The 25,296-nt window shown below is 61.0% G+C and carries 21 protein-coding genes; 14 read left to right on the forward strand and 7 right to left on the reverse strand.

Annotated features, from left to right (window positions below; all coding sequences use genetic code 11):
- Positions 1 to 147: 147 nt before the first annotated feature.
- Positions 148 to 1,203: a biotin synthase BioB gene (gene bioB, locus CXF97_RS21905; RefSeq protein ID WP_016772860.1), complete on the reverse strand. Its 1,056-nt coding sequence runs from the start codon at positions 1,201 to 1,203 to the stop codon at positions 148 to 150.
- Positions 1,204 to 1,293: 90 nt separating this feature from the next.
- Between bioB and CXF97_RS21910 the strand changes: the two genes are divergently transcribed.
- From CXF97_RS21910 to rarD, 5 genes are all read left to right on the forward strand, one after another.
- Positions 1,294 to 2,028 (forward strand): ComF family protein, encoded by a 735-nt coding sequence (locus CXF97_RS21910; RefSeq protein ID WP_101160955.1) that lies wholly within the window; start codon positions 1,294 to 1,296, stop codon positions 2,026 to 2,028.
- Positions 2,029 to 2,201: 173 nt separating this feature from the next.
- Positions 2,202 to 2,966 (forward strand): TOBE domain-containing protein, encoded by a 765-nt coding sequence (locus CXF97_RS21915; protein WP_101160957.1) that lies wholly within the window; start codon positions 2,202 to 2,204, stop codon positions 2,964 to 2,966.
- A gap of 70 nt (positions 2,967 to 3,036) precedes the next feature.
- The gene (locus tag CXF97_RS21920) at positions 3,037 to 4,938 is read left to right on the forward strand and encodes a PhoX family phosphatase (protein WP_101160960.1); all 1,902 of its coding nucleotides are present in this window, start codon (positions 3,037 to 3,039) and stop codon (positions 4,936 to 4,938) included.
- Positions 4,939 to 5,145: 207 nt separating this feature from the next.
- The gene (locus tag CXF97_RS21925; protein ID WP_101160963.1) at positions 5,146 to 6,120 is read left to right on the forward strand and encodes a serine/threonine protein kinase; all 975 of its coding nucleotides are present in this window, start codon (positions 5,146 to 5,148) and stop codon (positions 6,118 to 6,120) included.
- A 160-nt stretch (positions 6,121 to 6,280) separates the two neighbouring features.
- A complete protein-coding gene (rarD, locus tag CXF97_RS21930) occupies positions 6,281 to 7,168 on the forward strand; it encodes an EamA family transporter RarD (protein WP_101160965.1) in 888 nt (295 codons plus the stop codon).
- Positions 7,169 to 7,391: 223 nt separating this feature from the next.
- Here rarD and CXF97_RS21935 read toward each other — a convergent pair whose 3' ends face one another.
- A complete protein-coding gene (locus CXF97_RS21935) occupies positions 7,392 to 7,910 on the reverse strand; it encodes a glycine cleavage system protein R (protein ID WP_016772854.1) in 519 nt (172 codons plus the stop codon).
- 546 nt (positions 7,911 to 8,456) lie between these two features.
- Here CXF97_RS21935 and CXF97_RS21940 point away from each other — a divergent pair.
- The gene (locus tag CXF97_RS21940; RefSeq protein ID WP_101160967.1) at positions 8,457 to 10,634 is read left to right on the forward strand and encodes a malate synthase G; all 2,178 of its coding nucleotides are present in this window, start codon (positions 8,457 to 8,459) and stop codon (positions 10,632 to 10,634) included.
- 212 nt (positions 10,635 to 10,846) lie between these two features.
- Here CXF97_RS21940 and CXF97_RS21945 read toward each other — a convergent pair whose 3' ends face one another.
- Entirely contained in the window at positions 10,847 to 11,293 is a 447-nt protein-coding gene (locus tag CXF97_RS21945) for a response regulator (protein WP_101160970.1), read from the reverse strand.
- 255 nt (positions 11,294 to 11,548) lie between these two features.
- On the opposite strand from CXF97_RS21945, the gene CXF97_RS21950 reads away from it, so the two are divergent.
- The 8 genes from CXF97_RS21950 (at position 11,549) to CXF97_RS21985 (ending at position 20,676) form a co-directional block, all read left to right on the forward strand.
- Positions 11,549 to 13,483, forward strand: coding sequence for a putative nucleotidyltransferase substrate binding domain-containing protein (locus tag CXF97_RS21950; RefSeq protein WP_305881937.1), 1,935 nt, complete (start codon positions 11,549 to 11,551; stop codon positions 13,481 to 13,483).
- Positions 13,480 to 14,187 (forward strand): PolC-type DNA polymerase III, encoded by a 708-nt coding sequence (locus CXF97_RS21955; RefSeq protein ID WP_101160975.1) that lies wholly within the window; start codon positions 13,480 to 13,482, stop codon positions 14,185 to 14,187. The genes CXF97_RS21950 and CXF97_RS21955 overlap by 4 nt, the downstream gene beginning before the upstream one ends.
- Before the next feature lie 242 nt (positions 14,188 to 14,429).
- Entirely contained in the window at positions 14,430 to 14,906 is a 477-nt protein-coding gene (locus CXF97_RS21960; RefSeq protein ID WP_256589921.1) for an RNA polymerase sigma factor, read from the forward strand.
- Positions 14,903 to 15,877, forward strand: coding sequence for a FecR domain-containing protein (locus tag CXF97_RS21965; protein WP_101160980.1), 975 nt, complete (start codon positions 14,903 to 14,905; stop codon positions 15,875 to 15,877). The genes CXF97_RS21960 and CXF97_RS21965 overlap by 4 nt, the downstream gene beginning before the upstream one ends.
- A 235-nt stretch (positions 15,878 to 16,112) precedes the next feature.
- Positions 16,113 to 18,536, forward strand: coding sequence for a TonB-dependent siderophore receptor (locus tag CXF97_RS21970; protein WP_101160983.1), 2,424 nt, complete (start codon positions 16,113 to 16,115; stop codon positions 18,534 to 18,536).
- 74 nt (positions 18,537 to 18,610) lie between these two features.
- Entirely contained in the window at positions 18,611 to 19,741 is a 1,131-nt protein-coding gene (locus tag CXF97_RS21975) for a PepSY domain-containing protein (protein ID WP_101160985.1), read from the forward strand.
- Positions 19,738 to 19,917: a hypothetical protein gene (locus CXF97_RS21980; RefSeq protein WP_101160989.1), complete on the forward strand. Its 180-nt coding sequence runs from the start codon at positions 19,738 to 19,740 to the stop codon at positions 19,915 to 19,917. Before CXF97_RS21975 ends, CXF97_RS21980 begins: the two co-directional genes overlap by 4 nt.
- Before the next feature lie 129 nt (positions 19,918 to 20,046).
- The gene (locus tag CXF97_RS21985) at positions 20,047 to 20,676 is read left to right on the forward strand and encodes a glutathione S-transferase (protein WP_101160993.1); all 630 of its coding nucleotides are present in this window, start codon (positions 20,047 to 20,049) and stop codon (positions 20,674 to 20,676) included.
- A 208-nt stretch (positions 20,677 to 20,884) separates the two neighbouring features.
- On the opposite strand, the gene creD is transcribed toward CXF97_RS21985, so the two are convergent.
- The 4 genes from creD to CXF97_RS22010 all read right to left on the reverse strand — a co-directional run bounded on the left by creD (position 20,885) and on the right by CXF97_RS22010 (position 25,098).
- On the reverse strand, positions 20,885 to 22,252 hold the full coding sequence (gene creD / locus CXF97_RS21995; RefSeq protein ID WP_101160998.1) for a cell envelope integrity protein CreD: 1,368 nt from the start codon (positions 22,250 to 22,252) through the stop codon (positions 20,885 to 20,887).
- Between the two features lie 171 nt (positions 22,253 to 22,423).
- Entirely contained in the window at positions 22,424 to 23,842 is a 1,419-nt protein-coding gene (gene creC, locus CXF97_RS22000; protein ID WP_101161001.1) for a two-component system sensor histidine kinase CreC, read from the reverse strand.
- Complete coding sequence (gene creB / locus CXF97_RS22005) at positions 23,842 to 24,522, reverse strand: two-component system response regulator CreB (protein WP_101161004.1); 681 nt, start codon at positions 24,520 to 24,522, stop codon at positions 23,842 to 23,844. Before creB ends, creC begins: the two co-directional genes overlap by 1 nt.
- Positions 24,523 to 24,591: 69 nt before the next feature.
- Complete coding sequence (locus CXF97_RS22010) at positions 24,592 to 25,098, reverse strand: ATP-dependent zinc protease (RefSeq protein ID WP_101161008.1); 507 nt, start codon at positions 25,096 to 25,098, stop codon at positions 24,592 to 24,594.
- Positions 25,099 to 25,296 lie beyond the last annotated feature (198 nt).

The following is a 25,296-nucleotide window of genomic DNA, read 5'->3' on the forward strand; positions in this document are numbered from 1 at the left end:
TTTTTCAAATGACACAGATCCTCTGTGGGAGCGGGCTTGCTCGCGAATGCGGTCTAACATTCAACGGTATGTTGACTGGCCTGACGCTTTCGCGAGCAAGCCCGCTCCCACAAGGTGTTGCATTCCTTCAGATACATTCGCGCAGGATTAAACCGCTGCGTTATAGAATTGCTCGCTGCTCTTCTGCTCCACCAGTGCCTGCTCGATCGCAGCCTGATGAACCTCATCGGAATGCTCTTCACGGGCCTCCGGCTGGATACCGAGGCGAGCGAACAACTGCATGTCCTTGTCCGCCTGCGGGTTGGCGGTGGTGAGCAATTTGTCGCCGTAGAAAATCGAGTTGGCACCAGCGAAAAATGCCAGAGCCTGCATCTGCTCGTTCATCGCTTCGCGGCCAGCGGACAGGCGCACGTGGGATTGCGGCATGAGGATGCGCGCCACGGCGAGCATGCGGATGAAGTCGAACGGGTCGATGTCCTCGGCGTTTTCCAGCGGCGTGCCGGCGACTTTCACCAGCATGTTGATCGGCACTGATTCCGGATGCTCGGGCAGGTTGGCCAACTGGATCAGCAGGTTGGCGCGATCGTCCAGCGATTCGCCCATGCCGAGAATGCCGCCGGAGCAGATTTTCATCCCCGACTCGCGCACATAGGCCAGCGTCTGCAGGCGCTCGCTGTAAGTGCGGGTGGTGATGATGCTGCCGTAGAACTCTGGCGAGGTGTCGAGGTTGTGGTTGTAGTAGTCGAGGCCGGCCTTGGCCAGCGCCTCGGTCTGCTCCTGATCGAGACGGCCAAGTGTCATGCAGGTTTCCAGACCCAGGGCTTTCACCCCTTCAACCATCTTCAACACATACGGCATGTCTTTGGCCGATGGATGTTTCCACGCCGCGCCCATGCAGAATCGCGTCGAACCAATGGCTTTCGCTCGGGCCGCTTCTTCGAGGACCTTCTGCACTTCCATCAGTTTTTCTTTTTCCAGGCCGGTGTTGTAGTGCCCGGACTGCGGGCAGTACTTGCAATCTTCCGGGCAGGCACCGGTCTTGATCGACAGCAGCGTCGAGACCTGCACGCGGTTGGCGTTGAAATGTGCGCGGTGCACCGTTTGCGCCTGGAACAGCAGGTCGTTGAATGGCTGTACGAAGAGTGCTTTGACTTCGGCCAGAGACCAATCGTGACGCAGGGTGGCGGTGGTGCTCGCGCTCATGGGCAATTCCTTGGTTATGCTTGGCTGGCGCCGGGGAAACGGAATACCCACAGGCGCTACACGGATGTTCGGCATATTTAAGGAAGAGCGATGCGCTGTCAACCGCAATACCAAGGACAGGTTTACATCTGTTTAAAAAACGTACAGATCTGTTTGCTGTGCGATGAGCCCGCAGAAGCACAAACGCCAATGTGCGAGGCCTGCGAAACTGAACTGCCCTGGCTCGGCAGCCATTGCCGGAGCTGCGCTTTGCCACTGACTGGACATGGCTTGACCTGCGGCGAGTGCCTGCTAGAGCCGCCGGCTTTCGAACAGGTCGTCGCGCCCTGGGTGTATGGCTTCCCGGTGGACAGTCTGATTACGCGCTTTAAACACAACGCGAAATGGCCGTTTGGCCACCTGCTCGCCGACGTTCTCGGCCAATACCTGCAACATCGATTTGACGAGGACTTGCCGAGACCCGATGTGCTGCTGCCGGTGCCGCTGGCGAATAAACGTCTGCGTCAGAGGGGCTTCAATCAGGCGGCAATGCTTGCACGCTGGTTGAGTGTTTCGCTGGATTTGCCCTGTGAAGCACAGCTTCTGCGGCGGATCATGGACACCGACGCCCAGCAGGATCTGGATGCCAAGGCGCGCAAACGCAATTTGCGCAATGCCTTCGCGCTGGCGCCTGAAGCGCAGGTAAGCGGTCGCCATTTCGCACTGATTGACGATGTCCTGACCACCGGCGCGACCGCCCGGGCGCTGGCGCGGTTGTTGATGAATGCAGGTGCGGCGCGGGTGGATGTGTACTGCCTGGCTCGTACGCCGAAACCAGGCTCTTGAAGACGAGACATAGCCCTGTAGGAGCTGCGGCACGCTGCGATCTTTTGATTGTAAAAAACAGGATCAAAAGATCGCAGCGCGCCGCAGCTCCTACAGAAAACCGTGTTCGGCTTGACTCATGCGCTGCAAGTGGCCAACGTCCCTCTCATCGCCCGAGCCAGAAGCGTTCTGCCATGTCCACGCCCACCCTGCTGTCCCAACACATCGTCCGCCGCCCGCAGCGCATCGCCCTGCTGCAACACATCGCCGAGCAGGGTTCGATAACCCGTGCGGCGAAGAGTGCGGGACTCAGCTACAAGGCGGCGTGGGATGCGATCGATGAGCTGAACAACCTGGCGCAGAACCCCTTGGTCGAGCGCGTGGTGGGCGGCAAGGGGGGTGGTGGCGCGAGACTGTCCAGCGAGGGTGAGCGGGTGCTGCGCCTGTATCAGAAATTGCAGGCGTTGCAGGCGCAGGTGCTGGAGGCGGCGGAAGACGCCAGCGATCTGGATTTGCTCGGGCGGCTGATGCTCAGGACCAGCGCACGCAATCAACTGCATGGCACGGTGGCAGCGATTCAGGCACAGGGGCGCAATGATCTGGTCCGCCTCGACCTGGCCGGACACATAGCTTTGGATGCGCAGATCACCCACGACAGCACCGTGCATCTGCAATTGCAGATCGGCACAGAAGTGATGGCGCTGATCAAGGCTGGCTGGCTTGAACTGTTCGGCACCGATCAGCCCGCCACGCCCGGGCACAATGTCCTGCGCGGCACCATCGAGGCGATTCTCGAGGCCGAGAACGGCCCCAGCGAAGTGCGCATTTCGCTGCCCAACGGCCAGACCCTTTGCGCCCTGGCCGAACCGCTGCACTTGCACCGCCAAAGCCTGGGCGTCGGCGATCAGGTGCAGGTGCAATGCGCGCCGTCCAATGTGCTGATCGGCACGCCGCTCTGATCGGCCCTTGCCACAAAAGCGTCATCGACCCGCATTAAGGTGTTGCCCATAACCAAGCAGGGAGCCTGATGTGAGCCTATTAGAAGAAAACCAATCCACTGATCTGGAAAAAATGGTCGGCCTCAGCCGTCGCGGTTTCATCAGCGCCGGTGCGTTGTGTGGCGCGGCGATGTTCCTCGGCGGCAACCTGTTGAGCCGCAGCGTCATGGCCGCCAGCGTCAGCGCCGGCAACAGCCGCCTGCTCGGTTTCGAGAGCATCCCGGCGGCGACCACCGACGGCATCAGCCTGCCCAAGGGCTACAAGTCTTCGGTGCTGATCAGCTGGGGCCAGCCGTTGCACAAGAACGGCCCGGCCTTCGACCCGAGCGGCAATGGCACCGCCGCCGCACAGGAAGTGCAGTTCGGCGACAACAACGACGGCATGAGCCTGTTCGCCTTCCCCGACGACAAAAACCGCGCGTTGATGGCGATCAACAACGAATACACCAACTACCGCTATCTGTATCCGCACGGCGGCATGCCGCAATCGGCCGAAGACGTGCGCAAGGCCTTGGCCTGCGAAGGCGTGTCGGTGATCGAAGTGCAGCGCAAGAACGGCCAGTGGCAATTCGTCCAGGGCTCGCGCTACAACCGGCGGATTCACGGTAACTCGCCGCTGCGCATCAGTGGTCCGGCCCGCGGCCACGACTTGATGAAAACCGCCGCCGACAAGCACGGCAAAAAAGTCCTCGGCACCTTCCAGAACTGCGCTAACGGCAAGACGCCGTGGGGCACTTATCTGACGTGCGAAGAAAACTTCACCGATTGCTTCGGCAGCAGCAACGCCCAGCAACAGTTCGATGCCGCGCAAAAGCGCTATGGCGTAGTTGCGAGCAGCAAAGACATCAACTGGCACCCGCACGACCCGCGCTTCGACATGGCCAAGAACCCGAACGAGCTCAACCGTCACGGCTGGGTGGTCGAGATCGATCCGTTCGATCCGCAATCGACTCCGGTCAAACGCACTGCTCTGGGCCGCTTCAAACATGAAAACGCCGCGCTGGCCGAGACCGACGACGGTCGCGCCGTGGTGTACATGGGCGACGACGAGCGTGGCGAGTTCATCTACAAATTCGTCAGCCGCGATCGCATCAATCACCGTAACCAGAAAGCCAACCGCGACATCCTCGATCACGGCACTTTGTATGTAGCCAGATTCGATGCCGGCGACGGCAACCCCGATCACCCGAAAGGCCGCGGCCAGTGGATCGAACTGAGCCACGGCAAAAACGGCATCGACGCCAGCAGCGGGTTTGCCGATCAGGCTGAAGTGCTGATCCACGCGCGCCTCGCCGCCAGCGTCGTCGGCGCGACGCGCATGGACCGCCCGGAGTGGATCGTCGTCAGCCCCAAGGACGGTCAGGTTTATTGCACCCTGACCAACAACGCCAAGCGCGGCGAAGACGGTCAGCCGGTGGGCGGGCCGAACCCACGCGAGAAGAACGTTTACGGGCAGATTCTGCGCTGGCGTACCGACCGCGATGACCATGCCTCGAAGACGTTTGCCTGGGATCTGTTTGTGGTCGCCGGCAACCCGGGCGTGCATGCCGGAACGCCGAAGGGCGGCTCATCGAACATCACCCCGCAGAACATGTTCAACAGCCCCGACGGCCTGGGTTTCGACAAGGCCGGACGCCTGTGGATTCTCACCGATGGCGATTCCAGCAACGCTGGCGACTTCGCCGGGATGGGCAACAACCAGATGCTCTGCGCCGATCCTGCGACCGGAGAGATTCGCCGCTTCATGGTCGGGCCGGTGGGTTGCGAGGTGACCGGAATCAGCTTTTCGCCGGATCAGAAAACCCTGTTTGTCGGGATTCAGCATCCGGGCGAGAACGGCGGCTCGACCTTTCCCGAGCATCTGCCCAACGGCAAGCCAAGGTCTTCGGTGATGGCGATTACTCGCGAAGACGGCGGGATCGTCGGCGCCTGATCAACCGCTTTCGCGAGCAAGCCCGCTCCTACATTTGATCGCCTGTGTGAATGAGAGGATTGGCACACTGCAGATCCATTGTGGGAGGGGGCTTGCTCGCGAAGAAGCGCTTACAGGCGTCCATATCCAAGGCAAAACCCTCAACCGCTACAGTCTGCGCTACCATGCCGAGCCGGACGCAGCAGCCTGCTGCGCGCAGGAGTCAGCATGGCCCACCCGTTTGAAACCCTAACCCCCGATCTCGTCCTGGATGCCGTCGAAAGCATCGGTTTTCTCAGCGATGCGCGCATTTTGGCGCTCAACAGCTATGAAAACCGTGTCTATCAGGTCGGCATCGAAGACGCCGAGCCGCTGATCGCCAAGTTCTACCGTCCGCAGCGCTGGACCAACGAAGCCATCCTTGAGGAGCACCAGTTCACCTTCGAACTGGCCGACATCGACATCCCCGTAGTGGCGCCGCTGATCCACAACGGCGAAACCCTGCACGAGCATGCCGGTTTCCGCTTCACGCTTTTCCCGCGCCGGGGGGGCCGTGCACCGGAGCCGGGCAATCTTGATCAGCTGTATCGCCTCGGCCAGTTGCTCGGGCGCATGCATGCAGTGGGCGGCACCAAGCCGTTCGAGCACCGCGAAGCCCTGGCCGTGCAGAACTTCGGTCATGCCTCGCTGAAGACGTTGCTCGAAGGCAATTTCATTCCCAAGAGCCTGCTGCCGGCTTACGAGTCCGTCGCCCGCGACCTGCTCAAGCGCGTCGAAGATGTCTACGCCGCCACGCCGCACCAGAACATCCGCATGCACGGCGACTGCCACCCCGGCAACATGATGTGCCGCGACGAGATGTTCCACATTGTCGACCTCGACGATTGCCGAATGGGCCCGGCGGTGCAGGACATCTGGATGATGCTCGCTGGCGATCGCCAGGAGTGTCTGGGGCAGCTGTCGGAATTGATGGACGGCTACAACGAATTCCATGATTTCGACCCGCGCGAACTGGCACTGATCGAACCGCTGCGCGCCCTGCGCCTGATGCACTACAGCGCCTGGCTGGCACGGCGCTGGGACGATCCGGCGTTCCCGCACAGCTTTCCGTGGTTCGGCACCGAACGTTATTGGGGCGATCAGGTGCTGGCGTTGCGTGAGCAGTTGGCGGCGCTGAATGAAGAGCCGCTGAAACTCTTCTGATCAAAGATCAAAAGATCGCAGCCTTCGGCAGCTCCTGCCTTGGAATGCATATCCCTGTAGGAGCTGCCGAAGGCTGCGATCTTTTTGCTTTCTAACACGACACATCTTTACAACCTCCTTACAATTCTTTCTTTGTCAGCTGCCTGAGCAAGGATTCTGCATGCAAGCCGCCAACCCGCGTCGCGGGTACATTCTGGGCCTGAGCGCCTACATCATCTGGGGCCTGTTCCCGATCTATTTCAAAGCCATCGCCGAAGTCCCGGCCGTCGAGATCATCATCCACCGGGTGCTGTGGTCGGCGCTGTTCGGTGCGTTGCTGCTGATGGTATGGAAACACCCAGGCTGGCTGCGCGAGTTGCTCGACAACCCCAAACGTCTGGCGATTCTGGCCCTGAGCGGCACGCTGATCGCGGCCAACTGGCTGACCTACGTGTGGTCGGTGAACAACGGCCGCATGCTCGAGGCGAGTCTGGGTTACTACATCAATCCGTTGGTCAACGTGCTGCTGGGCATGGTGATCCTTGGCGAACGGCTGCGGCGCATGCAGTGGGTGGCCGTTGGCTTGGCTGCGGTGGGCGTGGCGCAGCAGGTGTGGCAGGTCGGCAGTTTGCCTTGGGTGTCGCTGGCGCTGGCGCTGACTTTCGGTTTCTACGGTCTGATCCGCAAGCAGGCGCCGGTCAAGGCGTTGCCGGGGCTGGTGGTGGAAACCTGGATGCTGGTGCCGATCGCGATCGCGTGGTTGCTGTTCAACCAGACTGCCACCAGTGTGCAGCCGGCCTTCTGGACCACCTCCGAAGCCTGGTGGCTGGTCGCCGCCGGTCCGGTGACGCTGGTGCCGCTGGTGTGTTTCAACGCCGCCACGCGCCATCTGCCTTACACCACCATCGGCTTCCTGCAATACATCGCGCCGACCCTGGTGCTGCTGCAAGCCGTGCTGCTGTTTGGTGAGCATTTGTCGTCCAGCACGCTGGTTGCGTTCATGTTTATCTGGGCCGGTCTGGCGATCTACAGCGTCGACGCGTGGATAAGTTTGCGTCGGCGCGCCTGATCAAAAAACGCACAAAGCTCCGCAGCCCACGGTCCTCGTGGCCTGCATCGTTCCTTCCCAAGCTTATCCACAGCGTGATCCCCGCCGTTTGTGTGCAAGTCACTGAATGTTGGCGGTTTTTTGACCAACTGACGCAAAGCCACGGCCGACGTGGCGTGGCGGGCTGTCTCTACAGGTTATCCACAGGCAGGTGCACGTTAAACCTGAATAACCCTGTCTGCGCTTAAACCTCTGTGCGTAACACCAGTTCGACCATCAGATCATCGGCCAGGGTTTCCAGGCGCGCCTGCAGAACGTCCAGCGACAGCGTCAGTGGTACCGCGAGAATCGCCTCGGCGTGAAACAGCGGCTCACTGCTCATTGGCGCCGGACGTACTTCAGTGACCAGCCGCTCCAGGTTCACACCCTGTTCGCTCAACAGCCGAGTGATATCGCGGACGATGCCCGGTCGGTCATTGCCGACCAATTCCATGGCGATCGGTTTCCACGTGCAGGACTGCTCCACTCCGCTTTCGGCAATCAATACGCGAATGCCATGGGCCGACAGCGCTTGCAGGGCATCGACCAGTTCATCGTAAGCCTCCGCCGGCACGCCCACGCGCAGGATCCCGGCGAACTGCCCGGCCATGCGTGACATGCGACTTTCCAGCCAGTTGCCGCCGTGCTCGGCGATGCATTGGGCGATGCGCTCGACCTGCCCGGGCTTGTCCGGGGCAAAAACGGTGAGTACGAGATGGTCCATGGCGCAGCCCTCTGTTCATGACTTTTGTTATCGAAGGGCAAGTATAGGCAAGGGCTTGTTTTGCGTTGGATGGACCGGCGCTTTCGCGAGCAGGCTCGCTCCCACATTGGCAATGCGATCGCCCCGTGGGAGCGAGCCTGCGCGCGAATAGCCGCACCAGCGAGATATCTGACCGAACAAATCGTGTACAACTTTCGATATTTAGCTGGAACAATCCAACACTTTTTTGAGAACATCCGGTTCCGCGACGTGACCGCAATGCGTCATGAGGTCGCAGAACGACGTAATTAGTCTGATTTTCACAAGCGCAACTCATCATGTAGTATGCCGCAGCGCGCACTACATAACGCTGGATCGATGTCTGCCCAAGGCCCTTCGCAACCCTGAAAGCCCCGTCAGCAAGGCCTCCAAGCCGTTGATTGGTCCTAGCCCAGCCGCCAGCAATGGCATGTACTGGTCGGCAGGTTTGTGGTTTAAATGGCCAGAAGCTTCATTGTTAAATTGACGAGCTGAAAAGCGAAATAGCTGAGCAGAGTGAGGCAAGCAATGACTGAACACGTTCAAGTCGGTGGCCTGCAGGTCGCCAAAGTCCTGTTCGACTTCGTGAACAACGAAGCCATTCCCGGTACCGGCCTCACCGCCGAACAATTCTGGGAAGGTGCCGACAAGGTCATCCACGACCTGGCGCCGAAGAACAAAGCCCTACTCGCCAAACGCGATGACTTCCAGGCGCGCATCGATGCCTGGCATCAGCAGCATGCCGGCCGTTCGCACGACGCCGTGGCTTACAAAGCGTTCCTGCAAGAAATCGGTTACCTGCTGCCAGAAGCGGCTGATTTCCAGGCGACGACGCAAAACGTCGATGATGAAATTGCCCGCACCGCCGGCCCGCAACTTGTCGTGCCGGTGATGAACGCGCGCTTTGCGCTCAACGCTTCGAACGCCCGCTGGGGTTCGCTGTACGACGCCCTCTACGGCACCGACGCGATCAGCGAAGACGGCGGCGCGGAAAAAGGCATAGGCTACAACAAGGTGCGTGGCGACAAAGTCATCGCCTTCGCCCGTGCCTTCCTCGACGAAGCCGCTCCACTGGCGGCCGGCTCCCACGTCGATTCGACCGGCTACAAAATCGCTGACGGCAAACTGGTGGTGACGCTCAAGGGCGGCAGCAACAGCGGCCTGCGCGATGACGCTCAGTTGATCGGCTTCCAGGGCGACGCCAACGCGCCGATCGCGGTTCTGCTCAAGCACAACGGGCTGCACTTCGAAATCCAGATCGACGCCAGCACCCCGGTCGGCCAGACCGACGCAGCCGGCGTAAAAGACATTCTCATGGAAGCGGCGCTGACCACGATCATGGACTGCGAAGACTCCGTGGCCGCCGTCGATGCCGATGACAAAGTGGTGATCTACCGCAACTGGCTCGGCCTGATGAAGGGTGACCTGTCGGAAGAGGTCGCCAAGGGCGGCCAGACCTTCACCCGCACCATGAACCCGGATCGTACCTACACCGCGCCCCATGGCGGTGAAGTGACCCTGCACGGTCGTTCGCTGTTGTTCGTGCGCAACGTCGGCCATCTGATGACCATCGACGCCATCCTCGACAGTCAAGGCAACGAAGTGCCGGAAGGCATCCTCGATGGTCTGGTGACTTGTCTTGCGGCAATGCACAACCTCAACGGCAACACCTCGCGGCGCAACACCCGCACCGGTTCGGTGTATATCGTCAAACCGAAGATGCACGGCCCGGAAGAAGCGGCGTTCACCAACGAGCTGTTCGGGCGTATCGAAGACGTCCTGCGCCTGCCGGGCAATACCCTCAAAGTCGGGATCATGGACGAGGAGCGCCGCACCACGGTCAACCTCAAGGCCTGCATCAAGGCCGCCAGCGAGCGTGTGGTGTTCATCAACACCGGTTTCCTCGACCGCACCGGCGACGAAATCCACACCTCCATGGAAGCCGGCCCGGTAGTGCGCAAGGCTGACATGAAAGCTGAGAAGTGGATCGGCGCCTACGAAAACTGGAACGTCGATATCGGTCTGAGCACCGGCCTGCAAGGCCGTGCGCAAATCGGTAAAGGCATGTGGGCGATGCCGGACCTGATGGCCGCGATGCTTGAGCAGAAGATCGCTCACCCGCTGGCCGGTGCCAACACTGCGTGGGTACCGTCGCCAACCGCGGCTGCGTTGCACGCGCTGCATTACCACAAGGTTGACGTGTTTGCGCGTCAGGCCGAACTGGCCAAACGTGCGCGTGCCTCGGTGGATGACATCCTGACCATCCCGCTGGCGGTGAACCCGAACTGGACCCCAGAGCAGATCAAGAACGAACTGGACAACAACGCCCAGGGCATTCTCGGTTACGTGGTGCGCTGGATCGACCAGGGCGTCGGCTGCTCGAAAGTGCCGGACATCAATGACGTCGGCCTGATGGAAGACCGTGCGACGCTGCGTATCTCCAGCCAGCACATCGCCAACTGGCTGCGCCACGGCATCGTCAGCCAAGAGCAAGTGATGGAAAGCCTCAAGCGCATGGCGCCGGTGGTCGACCGTCAGAACGCCAACGATCCGCTGTATCGCCCGCTGGCACCGGACTTCGACAGCAACATTGCCTTCCAGGCAGCGGTTGAACTGGTGATTGAAGGCACCAAACAGCCGAACGGCTACACCGAGCCGGTGCTGCACCGTCGTCGTCGCGAGTTCAAGGCCAGGAATGGTCTGTAACTGGCGCTGATGACTGGAATACAAAAGGCCCTGATCGAGAGATCAGGGCCTTTTTTTGTGAGGTGGATTGAATGCTTTGATCGTTCCAACGCTCCCGCGTGGGAATGCAGCCCGGGACGCTCCGCGTCCCACAACAGCGAACGCGGAGCGTCCATGGGTGCATTCCCACGCAGAGCGTTGGAACGATCATCTCCTGGGCAACGGGATGTATCTTAGGGCTCAATGCCCAATTCGTGTTTCACCAACCCCAGCAACTTGCCCGTATCAATTGGCTTGAGCAGAAAATCCACTACGCTCAAATGCATCGCTTCGATCGCGTCCTTCACGTCGGCATCGCCGGAGACGATGATGATCGGCATCGCTGCCCGCACCGATTCGCGCACCTGGCGAATCAGGTCGAGGCCATCGACATTGCCCATGCGCAGGTCGGTAATGACCAGGCCGATCGAAGGTTTTTCCTCAAGCATTTTCAGCGCGGTTTCACCGCTGGCTGCGGTCATGCAATGAATGCCATCGAGCGCGAGAATCTCCGACAACAGCTCGCGGGCGTCCTTGTCGTCGTCGACGATCAAGACACGCTGCGGCGGCAGATCGGGTTCGAGCATCACTGCGCTGAGCGCTTCACGCTCGGCGTCGCTCAAAATATCGTGGTCGGACATGGCGCTCTCTAAATGTTCAATCAATCCCTGGCAAGTCGTCAGACATCGCCGGACAGCGCTTCAATGTGCACTTCGTCGGAATTTTTTCCAAGTGGCTAGCCCAAGCTTTTCCGAGCTTTTGCGTAGGTTATTTCCGAAAATCGGCCAATGGTGGCAAAACCTAGACTTACGTCCAATGGGCACCCTGCCCGCCGGGGTCGACCATGGCCGCAACGATCCGACAACAACAATTCGAAAAAGACTGCGGTAATGGTTATGAGCAAAGCGGACGCCTTCACCCAGGCAGGGAAAACCGCGGTTTTGCAGAACATTCAGGGCACCCTGCAATTTCTCCAGCGCTTCCCGCCCTTCAATCAGATGGAACATGCCCACCTCGCCTATCTGGTGGAGCAATGTCAGCTGCGTTTTTTTGCCCAGGGCGAGAGCATCATCAAACCGGCCGACGGGCCGGTGGAACATTTTCATATCGTCAAACAGGGCCGGGTGGTCGGCGAACGCCAGCACATCACCAAACCCGGCACCGAAACCACGTTCGAAATCACCACCGGCGAATGCTTTCCGCTGGCCGCCCTGCTCGGTGAGCGCGCCACCCGCACCGAACATCTGGCAGGCGAGGACACCTTCTGCCTGCAACTGAACAAACTGGCGTTCATCAAACTCTTCGCCCTTTCCAGCACCTTCCGCGACTTCGCCCTGCGCGGGGTCAGCAGCCTGCTCGATCAGGTCAACCAGCAAGTGCAGCAAAAAGCCGTGGAGACCCTCGGCACCCAATATTCGCTGAATACCCGTCTCGGTGAGCTTGCGATGCGCCATCCAGTGACCTGCAGCGCCACTACGCCGCTGCGTGAAGCGGTAAAGCTGATGCACGAGCAACAGGTCGGCAGCATCGTCGCGGTGGATGAGCACAAGGCGCCGCTGGGGATCTTCACCCTGCGCGATTTGCGCCACGTGGTCGCCGAAGGTGTCGGCGATTTCAGCGACGCCATCGAGCAGCACATGACTCGATCACCGTTTTATCTGTCGCCGGATCACAGCGCATTCGATGCAGCGATCGCGATGACCGAGCGGCACATCGCCCACGTCTGCCTGGTCAAGGATCAGCGCCTGTGCGGCGTGGTGTCCGAGCGCGATCTGTTCTCCCTGCAACGGGTCGATCTGGTGCATCTGGCCCGGACCATCCGCAGCGCGCAACGTGTCGAGCAACTGGTGACCCTGCGCGGCGAAATCGGCCAACTGGTCGAACGCATGCTCGCCCACGGCGCGTCGTCGACGCAGATCACCCACATCATCACCCTGCTCAACGATCACACGGTGTGCCGGGTCATCGAACTGACCCTCGCCGAAAAAGGCGACCCGGGCGTGCCGTTCAGTTGGCTGTGTTTTGGCAGCGAGGGCCGGCGCGAGCAGACGCTGCACACCGATCAGGACAACGGCATTTTGTTCGATGCCCGCGACGCAGCGCACGCGGCGGAGATCCGCGGCAAGCTGCTGCCGATTGCCCAGCAGATCAACCAGAGCCTGGCGCAGTGCGGCTTTACTCTGTGCAAGGGCAACATCATGGCCGGCAATCCCGAGCTGTGTCTGTCGCGGGCCGAATGGGCGCGGCGCTTTGCGGCGTTTATCCGCGAAGCCACGCCGGAGAACCTCCTGGGTTCGAGCATTTATTTCGACCTGCGCGTGGTCTGGGGCGATGAGCCAGGCTGCGAGCAATTGCGCCGGGGCATTCTCGACCAGGTCGCTGACAACCGTTTGTTCCAGCGCATGCTCGCCGAAAATGCACTGCGCAACCGCCCACCGGTGGGGCGCTTCCGTGACTTTGTGCTGGCCCGCAAGAACGGTGAGAAGGCCACGCTGGATCTGAAAATCCAGGGCCTGACGCCGTTCGTGGACGGCGCCCGTCTGCTGGCGCTGGCCAACGGCATCGAGGCCAACAACACCCTGGAGCGCTTTCGCCAGCTGGTCGATAAAGAAGTCATCGAACCACTCGACGGCGCGGCCTATGAAGAGGCGTATCACTTCATTCAGCAAACGCGCATGCAGCAGCATCAGCTGCAGACCCGGGAAAATCAGCCGTACTCCAATCGAGTCGATCCCGACAGCCTCAATCACCTCGACCGGCGCATCCTGCGTGAATCCCTGCGCCAGGCGCAGCGCCTGCAAAGCAGTCTGACGTTGCGGTATCAGCTATGAGCCTGTTTTCCTGGCTGCGTCCGGCCAGTCCTGTCGTGCCGGTGGATTTGCAGCAGCGGCTGGCGAAGCTGACGGCGCTTGCCGAGCTGAGCGATTGCAGCCTGCGCGAGCAGCGCTGGGTGGTGCTGGATCTGGAAACCACCGGTCTCAACATCAACAAGGATCGCGTGTTGTCGATCGGCGCGGTGGTGATCGAGGACGGCGCGATCGATTTCCGCCAGCAGTTCGAAAAGACCCTGCAATGTCGGGAAGTGAAGCTCAGCCCCAGCGTACTGATTCACGGCCTCGGGCCGAATGCGATCGCCGCAGGCAGCGACCCGGCCGAGGCATTGCTGGAGCTGCTGGAGTTCATCGCTGACAGCCCGGTGCTGGCGTTTCATGCGCCGTTCGATCAGCACATGCTCGGGCGGGCGCTGAAGGAGCATCTGGGGCACAAGCTGCAGCATGTGTTTCTGGATGTGGCGGAAATAGCGCCGCTGTTATGCCCGCATGCGCAGATTCGCGAGGCCGGGCTGGATGAATGGATCGAGTGGTTTCGCCTTGAAGTGTTTGAACGGCATAACGCGAGTGCCGATGCGCTGGCGACGGCAGAGTTGGCGTTGATTCTGTTCAGCCGGGCGCGGGCGCTGCAGATTGGCAGTCCATTGCAGCTGCAGCAGCGGTTGAGTCAGTGGAAGCGGCGGCAGCAAACTCACTCTTTCTAGCACTACCCCTGCAGGAGCTGCCGCAGGCTGCGATCTTTTGATTTTATAAACAGCAAGATCAAAAGATCGCAGCCTGCGGCAGCTCCTACAGGGGCATGCGTCCATGTCACCTGATCAGTGGCCAATTGCTAACCATTCCCACCTCTGCCAGAATCGCGAACTGTTCTCGTTAGTTAACATTTCCCAATCGGTGATGTCCGGTGTCGTCAGTGCCCAACCCCCACAGTGAGCTCGTCGGTGCGATGTATCGCGACCATCGCGGTTGGCTGCTGGCGTGGTTGCGGCGCAATGTGGCATGTCCGCAGCGTGCCGAAGACCTGAGCCAGGACACGTTTGTGCGGCTGCTCAACCGCGACGAACTGCTGACGCCGCGCGAACCTCGGGCCTTTCTGGTGGCGATCGCCAAGGGCCTGTTGTTCGACTACTTCCGCCGCGCCGCGCTGGAACAGGCCTACCTCACCGAACTGATGCTGGTCCCGGAGAGCGAACAACCGTCGGTGGAAGAACAGCAAATGATCCTCGACGACCTCAAAGCCATCGATCGCCTGCTCGGCAAACTGTCGACCAAGGCTCGTGCAGCCTTTCTGTATAACCGCCTCGACGGCCTCAGCCACGCCGAGATCGCCGCCAGACTCGGCGTCTCGGTGCCGCGCGTGCGCCAGTATCTGGCGCAAGGCCTGCGCCAGTGCTACATCGCCCTTTACGGTGAGCCGACATGACCGCGGCCAGTTCGCGCCCGGTACCGGCGCATGTGCTCGACGCGGCGATTGCCTGGCAATTGACCCTCGATTCGGGCACCGCGCTGGAACGCGAAGAGTTCGCCAAATGGCATGCGGCCCATGAAGAACATGCTCGCGCCTGGCGCCAGTTGGGCATGCTCGATCAGCGCTTCAACGTCGCCAAGGGCCCCGCCCGCAGTGCGTTGCTGCAATCGCGCGAAGGCATTCGCCGGCGCGTGCGCAAACTCGGCGGCGGGCTGGCCAGTGTCGTGGTGATCATCGGTCTGGGGCTGTTTGTCAGTGAGCGCTATCTGCCACTCGATTACTGGCTCGCCGATCAGCGCACCGCCACCGGTGAACAGCGCACTGTGCGCCTGGCGGACGGCACCGTGCTCAATCTCAATACCCACAGTGCGGTCGACGTGCGCTTCGATGACGAGCGCCGCCTGGTCGTGCTGCAGGAAGGCGAAATCCTCGTCGAAACCGGGCATGGCGATGCGCGGCCATTTATCGTCGAAACCCGCGAAGGCAGCATGCGTGCACTGGGCACGCGTTTTCTGGTCAAGCGCGAGGACGATGGCACGCGCCTGAGCGTGTTGCAGTCGGCGGTCGCGGCCCATGCCCAGGCGAACCCGGCGGAACAGATCCTGCGCGAAGGCCAGCAAGTGCTGCTGCGCAGTGACGGGTTGGGCTCGATTGCCGCCCTCGCCCCCGGCGCCGATGCCTGGACGCGCGGCATGCTGGTGGTGGACAACGCACGGCTGGGCGATCTGGTGCACGAGCTCGGGCGCTACCGGCGCGGCCATCTCGGCGTGGCGCCGGAAGTGGCCGAGCTGCGCATTACCGGCAGCTTTCCGCTGCATGACACCGATAAAGCGCTGAGTGCATTGCTGCCGACCCTGCCCGTGCAGATCGAGCGGCATACGCCGTATTGGGTCACCGTGGCCAAGGCTGAGCCCTCCTCCCCTTGACCTGATCGTTCCCACGCTCTGCGTGGGAATGCAGCCCGGGACGCTCTGCGTCCCTGCCGAAGCGGACGCAGAGCGTCCATTGAGGCATTCCTTTGCTGCGCATGGCAACGATCAATCCCGCAGAGATGTGGCGGTTTTTCAGTTAATAGAAATAATTTTCATCTGGCCCTATCACTTTTCCAATCTCGTCCGGCACACAGGCAATTGAGAAATATTTCCATTCAGGAGCCGCCGTATGTCCCGTTCGCCAGACACCTTGTTGCGCCCCAGTCTGCTGGCTTTTGCCATCGCTTTGGGCACACCACTGATCAGCAGTCCGTTGCTCGCCGCTGAGCAAGCGTCCAGCGTGCGCGCCTACCACCTGCCAGCAGCGCCGCTGTCGACCACGCTGAACCAGATCGCCAGCCAGGGCGGCCTCGCCCTTTCACTCAATCCAGCGCTGGCCGCAGGCAAGACTTCGGCGCCGGTCGACGGCCAGTACGACGCCGCCGGTGCCCTGCGCGCAGCCTTGCGTGGCACCGGTCTGCAACTGGAACAAAGCAGCGCCGGCACTTACACCCTGGTGGCCGTGCCTGAGGGCACGCTGGCTCTGCCGGAAACTTCGGTCATTGGCGTGGAAAACTTCGAAAGCGCCTGGGGCCCGGTCGAAGGCTACACCGCAACGCGCACCGCCGCCGGCACCAAGACCGACACCGCACTAGTCGAAGCACCGCGTTCGATCTCGGTGGCGACCCGCCAGCAGATGGACGACCGCAGCGTGCACAGCCTCGACGATGCCGTGCGCTACATGCCCGGCATCACCGCCAGCAGCTACGGCAGCGACACCCGTGCCGACTGGCTGCGCGTGCGCGGTTTCGAGCCGACCCAGTTCCTCGATGGCCTGCCGCTGCCCAAAGGCGTGTACGCCAACCCGAAACAGGAAACCTGGAACCTCGACCGCCTCGCCCTGCTGCGTGGCCCGGCCTCGTCGGTTTACGGCCAGACTCCGCCGGGCGGTCTGCTCGACATGGTCAGCCGCCGCCCGAGCGCCGAGGCCAGCAGCGCAGTACAGCTGCAATACGGCAGCGACAACCACCGCCAGATCAACTTCGCCAGCACCGGCAAGATCGATGACGCCGGGCAGTTTCTCTATGGCCTCAGCGGCGTCGTGCGCGACAGCGGCACGCAGGTCGATCACATCGACAACAAGCGCTACAACATCGCACCGAGCCTGACCTGGAACATCGACGACGACACCCGGTTCACCCTGCTGAGCCAGTTCACCCGCGACGACACCGGCATCACCAGCCAGTTTCTGCCGATCCAGGGCACCAAGATCAAATCGCCGCTCGGTGATATCTCTCACCACAAGAATCTCGGCGATCCGGACTGGGAATACTACGACCGCACCTATTACGCGCTGGGCTATGCCTTCGAACATCGGCTCAATGACGTCTGGCAGTTCAAGCAGAATTTGCGCTACACCAAGTCGGACCTGTCGTTCCAGGCTCTGACCGTCGGCGCCTATGAATTCAACCCGGTTGATGCCGAGGGCAACGTTGGCCGAACCAGCACTTCTGTCGATGAAGACATCAGTCAGTTTGCTGTGGACAATAATCTGCAAGCCGATTTCTCGACTGGAGACGTTCGCCACACGCTGTTACTGGGGTTGGATCACCAGCGTAACAACAGCAACTTTCTTTCGATCTATGGTGATGGTCTGAAGACCAACGTCAACAACCCGATCTATGGGCAACCTATCGTCCGGCCGGATCGTTCGGCGGCCTATCTGGATTACAACCAGAAGATCAACCAGACCGGCCTCTACGTGCAGGATCAGATGGCTCTCGACCAGTGGCGCCTGACGCTCGGTGGTCGCGAAGACTGGGTTCACACCGCTACCCGCTTCAACAAAACCGATGCGACGAACACCGATCGCGAGAAACATTTCAGCGGCAACGCAGCGATCAGCTATGTGTTCGACTCGGGCTTCGTGCCCTACCTGTCTTACGCTGAATCCTTCCAGACCACTGCAGGCGCAGACGCCAGCGCTACCGGGTCGCTCAAGCCGACCGAAGGCAAACAGTGGGAGCTGGGCGTTAAATTCCAGCCGCCGGGCAGTAAAACCCTGTTGACCGCAGCGGTCTACGACCTGACCCAGAAAAACGTTGCCGTGACGACTACCGTTGGCAACACGCCGATCACCAGCCAGACTGGCGAAGTGAAAGTCAAGGGTCTGGAGCTGGAAGCCACGTCCGACCTCACTGAAAACCTGAAAGTGATCGCTGCTTACACGCTGGCGAAATCCGAAGTGCAAAAAGGCGACTTCAAAGGCAACCGCCTTCAACTGATGCCCAATCAGCAAGCATCGTTGTGGACCGACTACACTTGGCATAGCGGCGTACTCGACGGCTTCGGCATCGGATTCGGTGCCCGTTACACTGGCAACACCTACGGCGATCAAGCCAACACCTGGCTGGGCAAAGCCGATGCCTACACCGTGTTCGACGCTTCGGCACATTACGATCTCGGTCGTCTGGACGAAACCCTCAAAGGTGCGTCGCTGGCGCTCAACGCGACCAACCTGTTTGACAAGGACTACCTTTCCACCTGCGACAGCTACAACTGCTACTACGGCGACCAGCGGAGTGTCGTCGCCAGCGCCACTTACAAGTGGTAAGCCAGTGAGCTGAAACAGGCCCTGTTCCCAGGCCGCCCGCAGCGGGCGGCTTTGGTGTTTTTGAAGGTCATGCAATGAAAAGTAAAACCATCCGCCGCTGGTCGTTCATCCACACCTGGACCAGCCTGATCTGCACAGTCTTTCTGCTGATGCTGGCGCTGACCGGTCTGCCGCTGATTTTCAGCCACGAGATCGATCATTTGCTCGGCAACGCCCCCGAGCTGCGCGAGATGCCGGCCGACACGCCGCAACTCAACCTGCAGCAACTGGTCGACGCTGCGCAGAAGCATCGCCCGGGCGAAGTCATGCAGTACTTCGGTTATGACGACGAAGAGCCGAACGCGGCGTTCGCGATCATGGCCAAAACCGCCGACACCGAGCCGAACTCTTCGCACACCTTCATGCTCGATGCGCGCACGGGTGAAGCGCTGGAAACCCCTTCGGCCAACGGCGGCCTGATGCTGTTCATCCTGCGCCTGCATGTGGACATGTTCGCCGGGCTGCCGGGCAAGTTGCTGCTGGCGTTCATGGGGCTGCTGTTTGTCGTGGCGATCGTCTCCGGCACGGTGTTGTACCTGCCGTTCATGCGCCGCTTGAAATTCGGCACCGTGCGCCAGGACAAGTCGACAAGACTGCGCTGGCTCGATCTGCACAATTTGATTGGCGTCGTCACCCTGACCTGGTGCCTGGTGGTGGGCGTGACGGGGGTGATCAGCGCCTGCGCCGACCTGCTCATCGCCGCGTGGCGCAACGACGCGCTGACCACCCTGATCGCGCCGTATCGCGATGCGCCGCCGCTGACCCAACTGGCCCCGGCCACGCGCTTGCTCGACATCGCCGAGGAAGTAGCCCCGGGGATGAAGCCGGACTTCATTGCCTTCCCCGGCACCCGTTTTTCCAGCGAGCACCATTACTCGGTGTTCATGAAGGGTGGCACGCATCTGACCTCGCATCTGCTGACGCCGGTACTGATCGATGCAACGACCTTGCAAGTGACAGCTGTGGCGGAACGGCCGTGGTACATGGACGCCATGGGCATGTCGCAGCCGCTGCATTTTGGTGACTACGGCGGCATGCCGATGAAGATTCTCTGGGCGACGCTGGACGTGCTGACGATCATCGTGCTGGCCAGCGGCGTGTATTTGTGGGTGGTGCGGCGCAAGGCGGCCAAGCCTGTACTGGAAACGGCGGGGGCCTCGGCATGAAGCCACGTCAGTCGAGTTTCTGGAAAGTCTTCAGCACACCGATCGTGATCGCCCTGCTCAGTGCGGCGGGGCTGTTTGCCGCATTGCTGGGGGATGGAATCTGGGATGCGTTGAGCTGGGTCGGGCTTGGCGTGCCGGCATTTCTGGCGATAACAGGATTAATGCGGCGAAGCTGAGATCCTTGCAGGAGCTGCGGAACGCTGCGATCTTTTGCTGTTGACAGCAGAATCAAATTCAAAAGATCGCAGCGTTCCGCAGCTCCTACGGCTAATCTCCTGCTATTCGCCGACCAACGAGGTTCACCCATGTCCGCCCCCAGCATGACCCTGTACCACAACACCCTGTCGCCCTTCGTCCGCAAGGTCATGGTGCTGCTTCACGAGACCGGTCAGCAGGATCGCGTCGCGCTGCAAGACTGCGTGCTCAGCCCGGTCAGCCCGAACCCGGCGCTGATCGCCGACAACCCGTTGAGCAAGATCCCTGCCCTGCGCCTGGCCGACGGCAATGTCATCCATGACAGCCGCGTCATCCTTGAGTACCTCGATCAGCAGCACGTCGGCAATCCGCTGATCCCCCGCGAAGGCGCGGCGCGCTGGCGGCGCCTGACGCTGGCGTCGATGGCCGACGGAATCATGGATGCTTCAGTGATGGTGCGTTATGAAACCGTGCTGCGCCCGGCGGAAAAACATTGGGACGAATGGCTCGATGCCCAGCGCGACAAGATCCGCCGCGCCCTCGCGGTGCTTGAGAGCGAGGCGATTGCCGAGCTGACCAGCCATTTCGATGTCGCGGCGATCAGCGTGGCGTGCGCGTTGGGTTATCTGGACCTGCGCTTCCCGGACATGGACTGGCGGGATGCCAACCCGCAACTGGCCAACTGGTTCGTTGAGGTGAGTCAGCGACCGTCCATGATCGCCACGATGCCCAAGCCTTAAGCCGGCGGCGCCTGTTCCGGCCTTTTCGCGAGCAAGCCCGCTCCCACAGTTGATTTGTGTTGTTCATGCCATGGTTGCAGCAACAAAAATCCAATGTGGGAGCGGGCTTGCTCGCGAATGCACCACCTCGGTTCCGATGGCAGCGCTGCAAAAATCAGCGTCACCAAAACCTCCAGCTCCCGCCGATCTTCACGCAATCCCACCCGGCTCATTGCATCACCTCCACATCAAACTCCAACGGCTTGGCCGATTTCTGCCCGATCCCGTACCAGTCCAGTTTGCGCGTCAGCACCATGAACACCCCGAGCAGACCGAACAGCATCAGCGAGCCCATCAGCAGCGCGTAATCCTCAGCGCTCAGCAATCCATAAAGCAGGCCATACAACGCCGCCAGCCCGGCCGAAAAACTCAGGCCATGCCGCGCGCTGCGCAGGACGTGGCTGACATAAAACCCGATCAACAACACACAGCCACTCGCCGATAGCAGATACGCCAGAGCAAAACCGATGTGTTCCGACAGCGACAACAACAGCAGGTAAAAGAACGCCAGCGCGACACCGACCAAGGCATATTGCACCGGGTGCACCGCCAGGCTCTTGAGCACTTCGAAGAGGAAGAAACCGGCGAACGTGAGGACGATGAACAGCAGCGCGTATTTGATCGCCCGGTCGCTCTTGAGGTACTGATCCACCGGGTCGATGAAGCTCACACCAAAGCTGCGCCCGTTGAGTGCGTCACAATCGCCGGCGACACAGCGCTCCATTGCCTCTTGCAGGTTGGTTGAGAAAAACGAGGTCTGCCAATCGGCGCTGAAGCCCTGATTGTTGATCTCGCGCTTGGCCGGCAGGAAGTTGCCGACGAAGCTGGGGTGCGGCCAGTTGGCGGCGAGGCTGACGCTGCTGGTCTTGCCCACCGGCACCACGCGCAGCGAGCCGGTGCCTTGCAGGCGCAGGTCGAAGCCGAAGGTCAGCTGCGTGGCTTTGCTGGCGTCGAGTGCCGGTAGCGTCACGTGTACGCCCTCACCAATCCACGCCACTTCGCTGCCGGGTACGAAGTCCAGTTGCTGGCCGCCGAGCTCGAGTTTCAGCGCGTTTTCGATACCGCGAATATCGCTGATACCCACGGCGAGGAACGGTGCGTCGAACTGGTAATCGGCAAAGTTTTCCTTGATGCCCAACTGCGCCGGCAGGGAAAAATGCCCGTCGATGCGGTTATCGGCGTGAAACAGTCGCGCCTCGTAAATGCCGCGTTTGCGCAGCTCGGTCTGGACTTGGCCGTCGAGTTCGAAATGCTCGGGGAGAAAGTACAAGCGCCCGCGGGCTTCGCTGATGTCCTCATAGCGTTTGTTGGTTTTTTCGTTGGTTTTCCAGGTTCGCACGACCTTGCGATACGGCACCACCATGACCGGCCCGGTCAGTTGCTGGCTGTAACTGGAGCTGCGCGCGATGTCTTCGAGCACGCCGTCGCGCAATTGCTGACGCTCATCGATGATGCCGTCGATCAGCAGCAGCGGGATCAGCAACAGCAGGATCAGCAAGGCGATGGCGCCGAGCTTGATGGTCAGATTCTTGTTCATGGGACTCTCCCTGTTTGGATGCGGGGAGTCTGGTGATGCGGTGTGGAGGGAATGTGCGGGGAATATGGAGATTGTGTGGAAAGATCAAAAGATCGCAGCCTTCGGCAGCTCCTACAGTTGTACCGTATTCCAAATGTAGGAGCTGCCGAAGGCTGCGATCTTTTGGCTATCTCAAGGCAGGCGCAATACCACCTCAACCCCGCCCTCGACATTGCCAATGCGCATCCCGCCACCATGCAACTTCACCACTTCTTCGACAAAATTGAGCCCCAACCCGGTGCTCTTGCGTCCGCTGTCCGGGCGCGGCAGTGAGTAGAAACGCTCGGTCAGGCGCGGCAAAGCGTAATCGGGGATCGGCGTGGTCTGGTTGAACAGGCGGAACTCGATCTGCTCGCCAACCCGCTCGGCACTCAAGCGCAACAACCCTTGCGCCAGGGTGAAATCCAGCGCGTTTTCCAGCAGATTGCCCAGCGCCTGACGCAGCAGAAACGGCTCACCAAGCAACAGCAGATCCTCACCGATCGCTTGCTCGACACCCAGTCGCTTGGCCTCGATCCGTGCTGCCTGCGCCTTGAGCAGTTCTGCGACCAACAGCGCCAGCGGCACTGCCACCCGTTCTTCCAGGCCTTGGCGTTGCTCGACCTGCGCCAGATTGAGCAGGCGCTCGATCAACTGCTGCATCCGTGCGCTTTCGCTGTCGATATTGCTGACAAAGCGCAAACGCTGCACGGCCGGCATTTCACTTTGCAGTAACTCCGCCGCACCACGAATCGCCGCCAGCGGACTCTTCAATTCATGGGTCAAGGTGTGCACATAGCGCTCGACGTAGGCCTTGCCTTCGAGCTGCGTGCGCATCTGCTCGACCGCCGTCGCCAGTTGCTCCAGTTCGCCGCCACGATAATGCGGCACTTCCACGCGTCGGCCTTCGCTGACCGCTTGGGCATAGCCGGTCAAGCGGTGCAGCGCACGACTCAGCCACCACGACAACAACGCGCCGAACAACAGACCGAGGCCGATCAGCCCGGCGCCGTAAAACAGTAAACGCCGCTCGGTGCGATCGACATAGGGTTGCAGCGAGCTATTGGGCTTGGCCACGGTGACCGCGCCGATGATCTTGCCGTTGTCACGAATCGGCGCGCCGACGTGCATCACCGAGGAGTTCGGATCGTCAGGATCGCTGCGGCTGGAGCGCGCGCCATACTCGCCGCGCAGGGTCAGGTAGACATCGTTCCAGCGCGAATAATCCTGGCCGACCGCGACGCCGCTGGAGTCGAGCACGACAATGCCCTTGGCGTCGGTGACGTAGATGCGATGGTTGACCTGATTCTTCGGCAAACCCCAGATCGTCGCTTGCGGCTGGCGCTCGCCATAGGCGCGGAGCAATTGCGGCCAGCGATTCTCGCTGAGGGTGCCGGCCTTGAAATCGTCGCGCAGGATTTCTGCCATCAGGTTGGCGGTATCCACCAGCGTCTCTTCGGTGGACTGACGCACGCCAGGGCGAATTTCTTCCATCACCGTGTTGAGGACGAAATAACCGGTCAGGCCGACAAACAGCACATACACCAGAAAGATCCGCAGACCCAACGACATCAGCTGTGCCCCGGGCTGTAACTGTAACCCAGGCCGCGATGGGTCTGGATCGGCTCGGCTTCGGCGCGCACCAGGCGCAACTTGGCGCGCACGCTTTTGATGTGACTGTCGATGCTGCGCTCGTAGCCGGCATCGGCGGCTACGCCGAGGGCATCAAGCAGTTGCTCGCGACTAAATACCCGCTCGGGTTGCTCAAGCAGGCATTGCAACAGACGAAATTCATGGCGGGTCAGGCTCAGCGGCTGGCCGCGATAGCTGATCTGCACGCGTTCGGCATCGATGCGAAATAGCGTTGAGCCTGCTTCCGGGGTTGGGCGCGGCGCCATGCGCTTGAGGATGGCTTTGACCCGCGCGGCCACTTCACGCGGGCTGAACGGCTTGACCACGTAATCGTCGGCGCCGATCTCAAGACCCACGACGCGGTCGATCTCGGCGTCGCGGGCGCTGAGAAACAGCACCGGCACTTCCGTGAAGCGCCGCAGCTGCTTGCAGGTTTCGAAGCCACTGATGTCCGGCAGACCGATATCGAGAATGATCAGGTCGGCCGGGGTTTGCCGCTGATGCTCCAGCGCCGCTGCGCCGAGGTTCAGCCACGTGGTGCTGAACCCCTCGCCCTGCAAGGCAAAAATCAGTGTGTCGGCAATCGCCGCTTCGTCTTCGACAATCAGGATGTGCGGCATGGCGTCCGAGCCCGTGGCAGTTAGTGCGCGAACGGTGCCCCAAGCCCGGGGTTACGTCAATCAGACCACTTAGCAGTCAGGCTTGTCGGCGGTGTAGCGCCGCGCCGGATTGACCGCCGCGCCGAACTCGCGCAAAGCCTTGGCACCGATCAGCAGCGGGTAGTTGAAGTGGCTGCGGTCGGTCAGATTGACCTCGACGGTGCGCTTGACGTTGCCCAGGCACAATTCCAGATCCACCACCGGGCGCTTGGCGACCTCGCTGGTGTCGCGCTCTTCGTCATCTTCATCGGAGCGGCTCTTGATCTTGCTGATGCGCGCGACCTTATGTTCGAAGACCTTGTTGCTGGCATTTTTGGTGGCGAGGCGGAAACGCACCCAGTCTTCGCCATCGCGGGTGAAGGTTTCGATGTCCTTGGCCGACAGCGAGGCGGTCAGCGCGCCGGTGTCCATCTTGGCCTTGAGCACTTCGCCACCGATTTCCGGCAGCGCGATGTATTCGTAGCGACCGTACAGCGTCGGCTCGGCGGCCATGACCGGCAGCGCGACAAGGGCAAACAGAGCAAGGAGGGATTTCACGTAAGGGGCTTCCTTGGGAGGTTGGGCAACGGGATTTTAGACCGCCGCGCGGTTGATCGTTCCCACGCTCTGCGTGGGAATGCATCCTGTGACGCTCTGCGTCATAGGGGACGCGGAGCGTCCCGGGCGGCGTTACCACGCAGAGCGTGGGAACGATCAGGTTAACGGGACTGAAGTGAAACATTCGTCAGCGCCGAT

Source organism: Pseudomonas sp. Choline-02u-1 (assembly GCF_002836515.1).
Taxonomy (GTDB): Bacteria; Pseudomonadota; Gammaproteobacteria; order Pseudomonadales; family Pseudomonadaceae; genus Aquipseudomonas.

Bases quoted from the DNA above. Each gene is read 5' to 3' on its own strand.
- CXF97_RS21970 (WP_101160983.1), top strand. From the start codon at position 16,113: ATGTCCCGTTCGCCAGACACCTTGTTGCGCCCCAGTCTGCTGGCTTTT.
- CXF97_RS21940 (WP_101160967.1), top strand. From the start codon at position 8,457: ATGACTGAACACGTTCAAGTCGGTGGCCTGCAGGTCGCCAAAGTCCTG.
- CXF97_RS21950 (WP_305881937.1), top strand. From the start codon at position 11,549: ATGAGCAAAGCGGACGCCTTCACCCAGGCAGGGAAAACCGCGGTTTTG.
- rarD (WP_101160965.1), top strand. From the start codon at position 6,281: ATGCAAGCCGCCAACCCGCGTCGCGGGTACATTCTGGGCCTGAGCGCC.
- CXF97_RS21965 (WP_101160980.1), top strand. From the start codon at position 14,903: ATGACCGCGGCCAGTTCGCGCCCGGTACCGGCGCATGTGCTCGACGCG.
- CXF97_RS21945 (WP_101160970.1), bottom strand. From the start codon at position 11,293: ATGTCCGACCACGATATTTTGAGCGACGCCGAGCGTGAAGCGCTCAGC.
- creC (WP_101161001.1), bottom strand. From the start codon at position 23,842: ATGTCGTTGGGTCTGCGGATCTTTCTGGTGTATGTGCTGTTTGTCGGC.
- bioB (WP_016772860.1), bottom strand. From the start codon at position 1,203: ATGAGCGCGAGCACCACCGCCACCCTGCGTCACGATTGGTCTCTGGCC.
- CXF97_RS21910 (WP_101160955.1), top strand. From the start codon at position 1,294: ATGCGCTGTCAACCGCAATACCAAGGACAGGTTTACATCTGTTTAAAA.
- creD (WP_101160998.1), bottom strand. From the start codon at position 22,252: ATGAACAAGAATCTGACCATCAAGCTCGGCGCCATCGCCTTGCTGATC.
- CXF97_RS21975 (WP_101160985.1), top strand. From the start codon at position 18,611: ATGAAAAGTAAAACCATCCGCCGCTGGTCGTTCATCCACACCTGGACC.
- CXF97_RS21980 (WP_101160989.1), top strand. From the start codon at position 19,738: ATGAAGCCACGTCAGTCGAGTTTCTGGAAAGTCTTCAGCACACCGATC.
- CXF97_RS21935 (WP_016772854.1), bottom strand. From the start codon at position 7,910: ATGGACCATCTCGTACTCACCGTTTTTGCCCCGGACAAGCCCGGGCAG.
- CXF97_RS21955 (WP_101160975.1), top strand. From the start codon at position 13,480: ATGAGCCTGTTTTCCTGGCTGCGTCCGGCCAGTCCTGTCGTGCCGGTG.
- CXF97_RS21915 (WP_101160957.1), top strand. From the start codon at position 2,202: ATGTCCACGCCCACCCTGCTGTCCCAACACATCGTCCGCCGCCCGCAG.
- CXF97_RS21925 (WP_101160963.1), top strand. From the start codon at position 5,146: ATGGCCCACCCGTTTGAAACCCTAACCCCCGATCTCGTCCTGGATGCC.
- creB (WP_101161004.1), bottom strand. From the start codon at position 24,522: ATGCCGCACATCCTGATTGTCGAAGACGAAGCGGCGATTGCCGACACA.
- CXF97_RS21960 (WP_256589921.1), top strand. From the start codon at position 14,430: ATGTATCGCGACCATCGCGGTTGGCTGCTGGCGTGGTTGCGGCGCAAT.
- CXF97_RS21985 (WP_101160993.1), top strand. From the start codon at position 20,047: ATGTCCGCCCCCAGCATGACCCTGTACCACAACACCCTGTCGCCCTTC.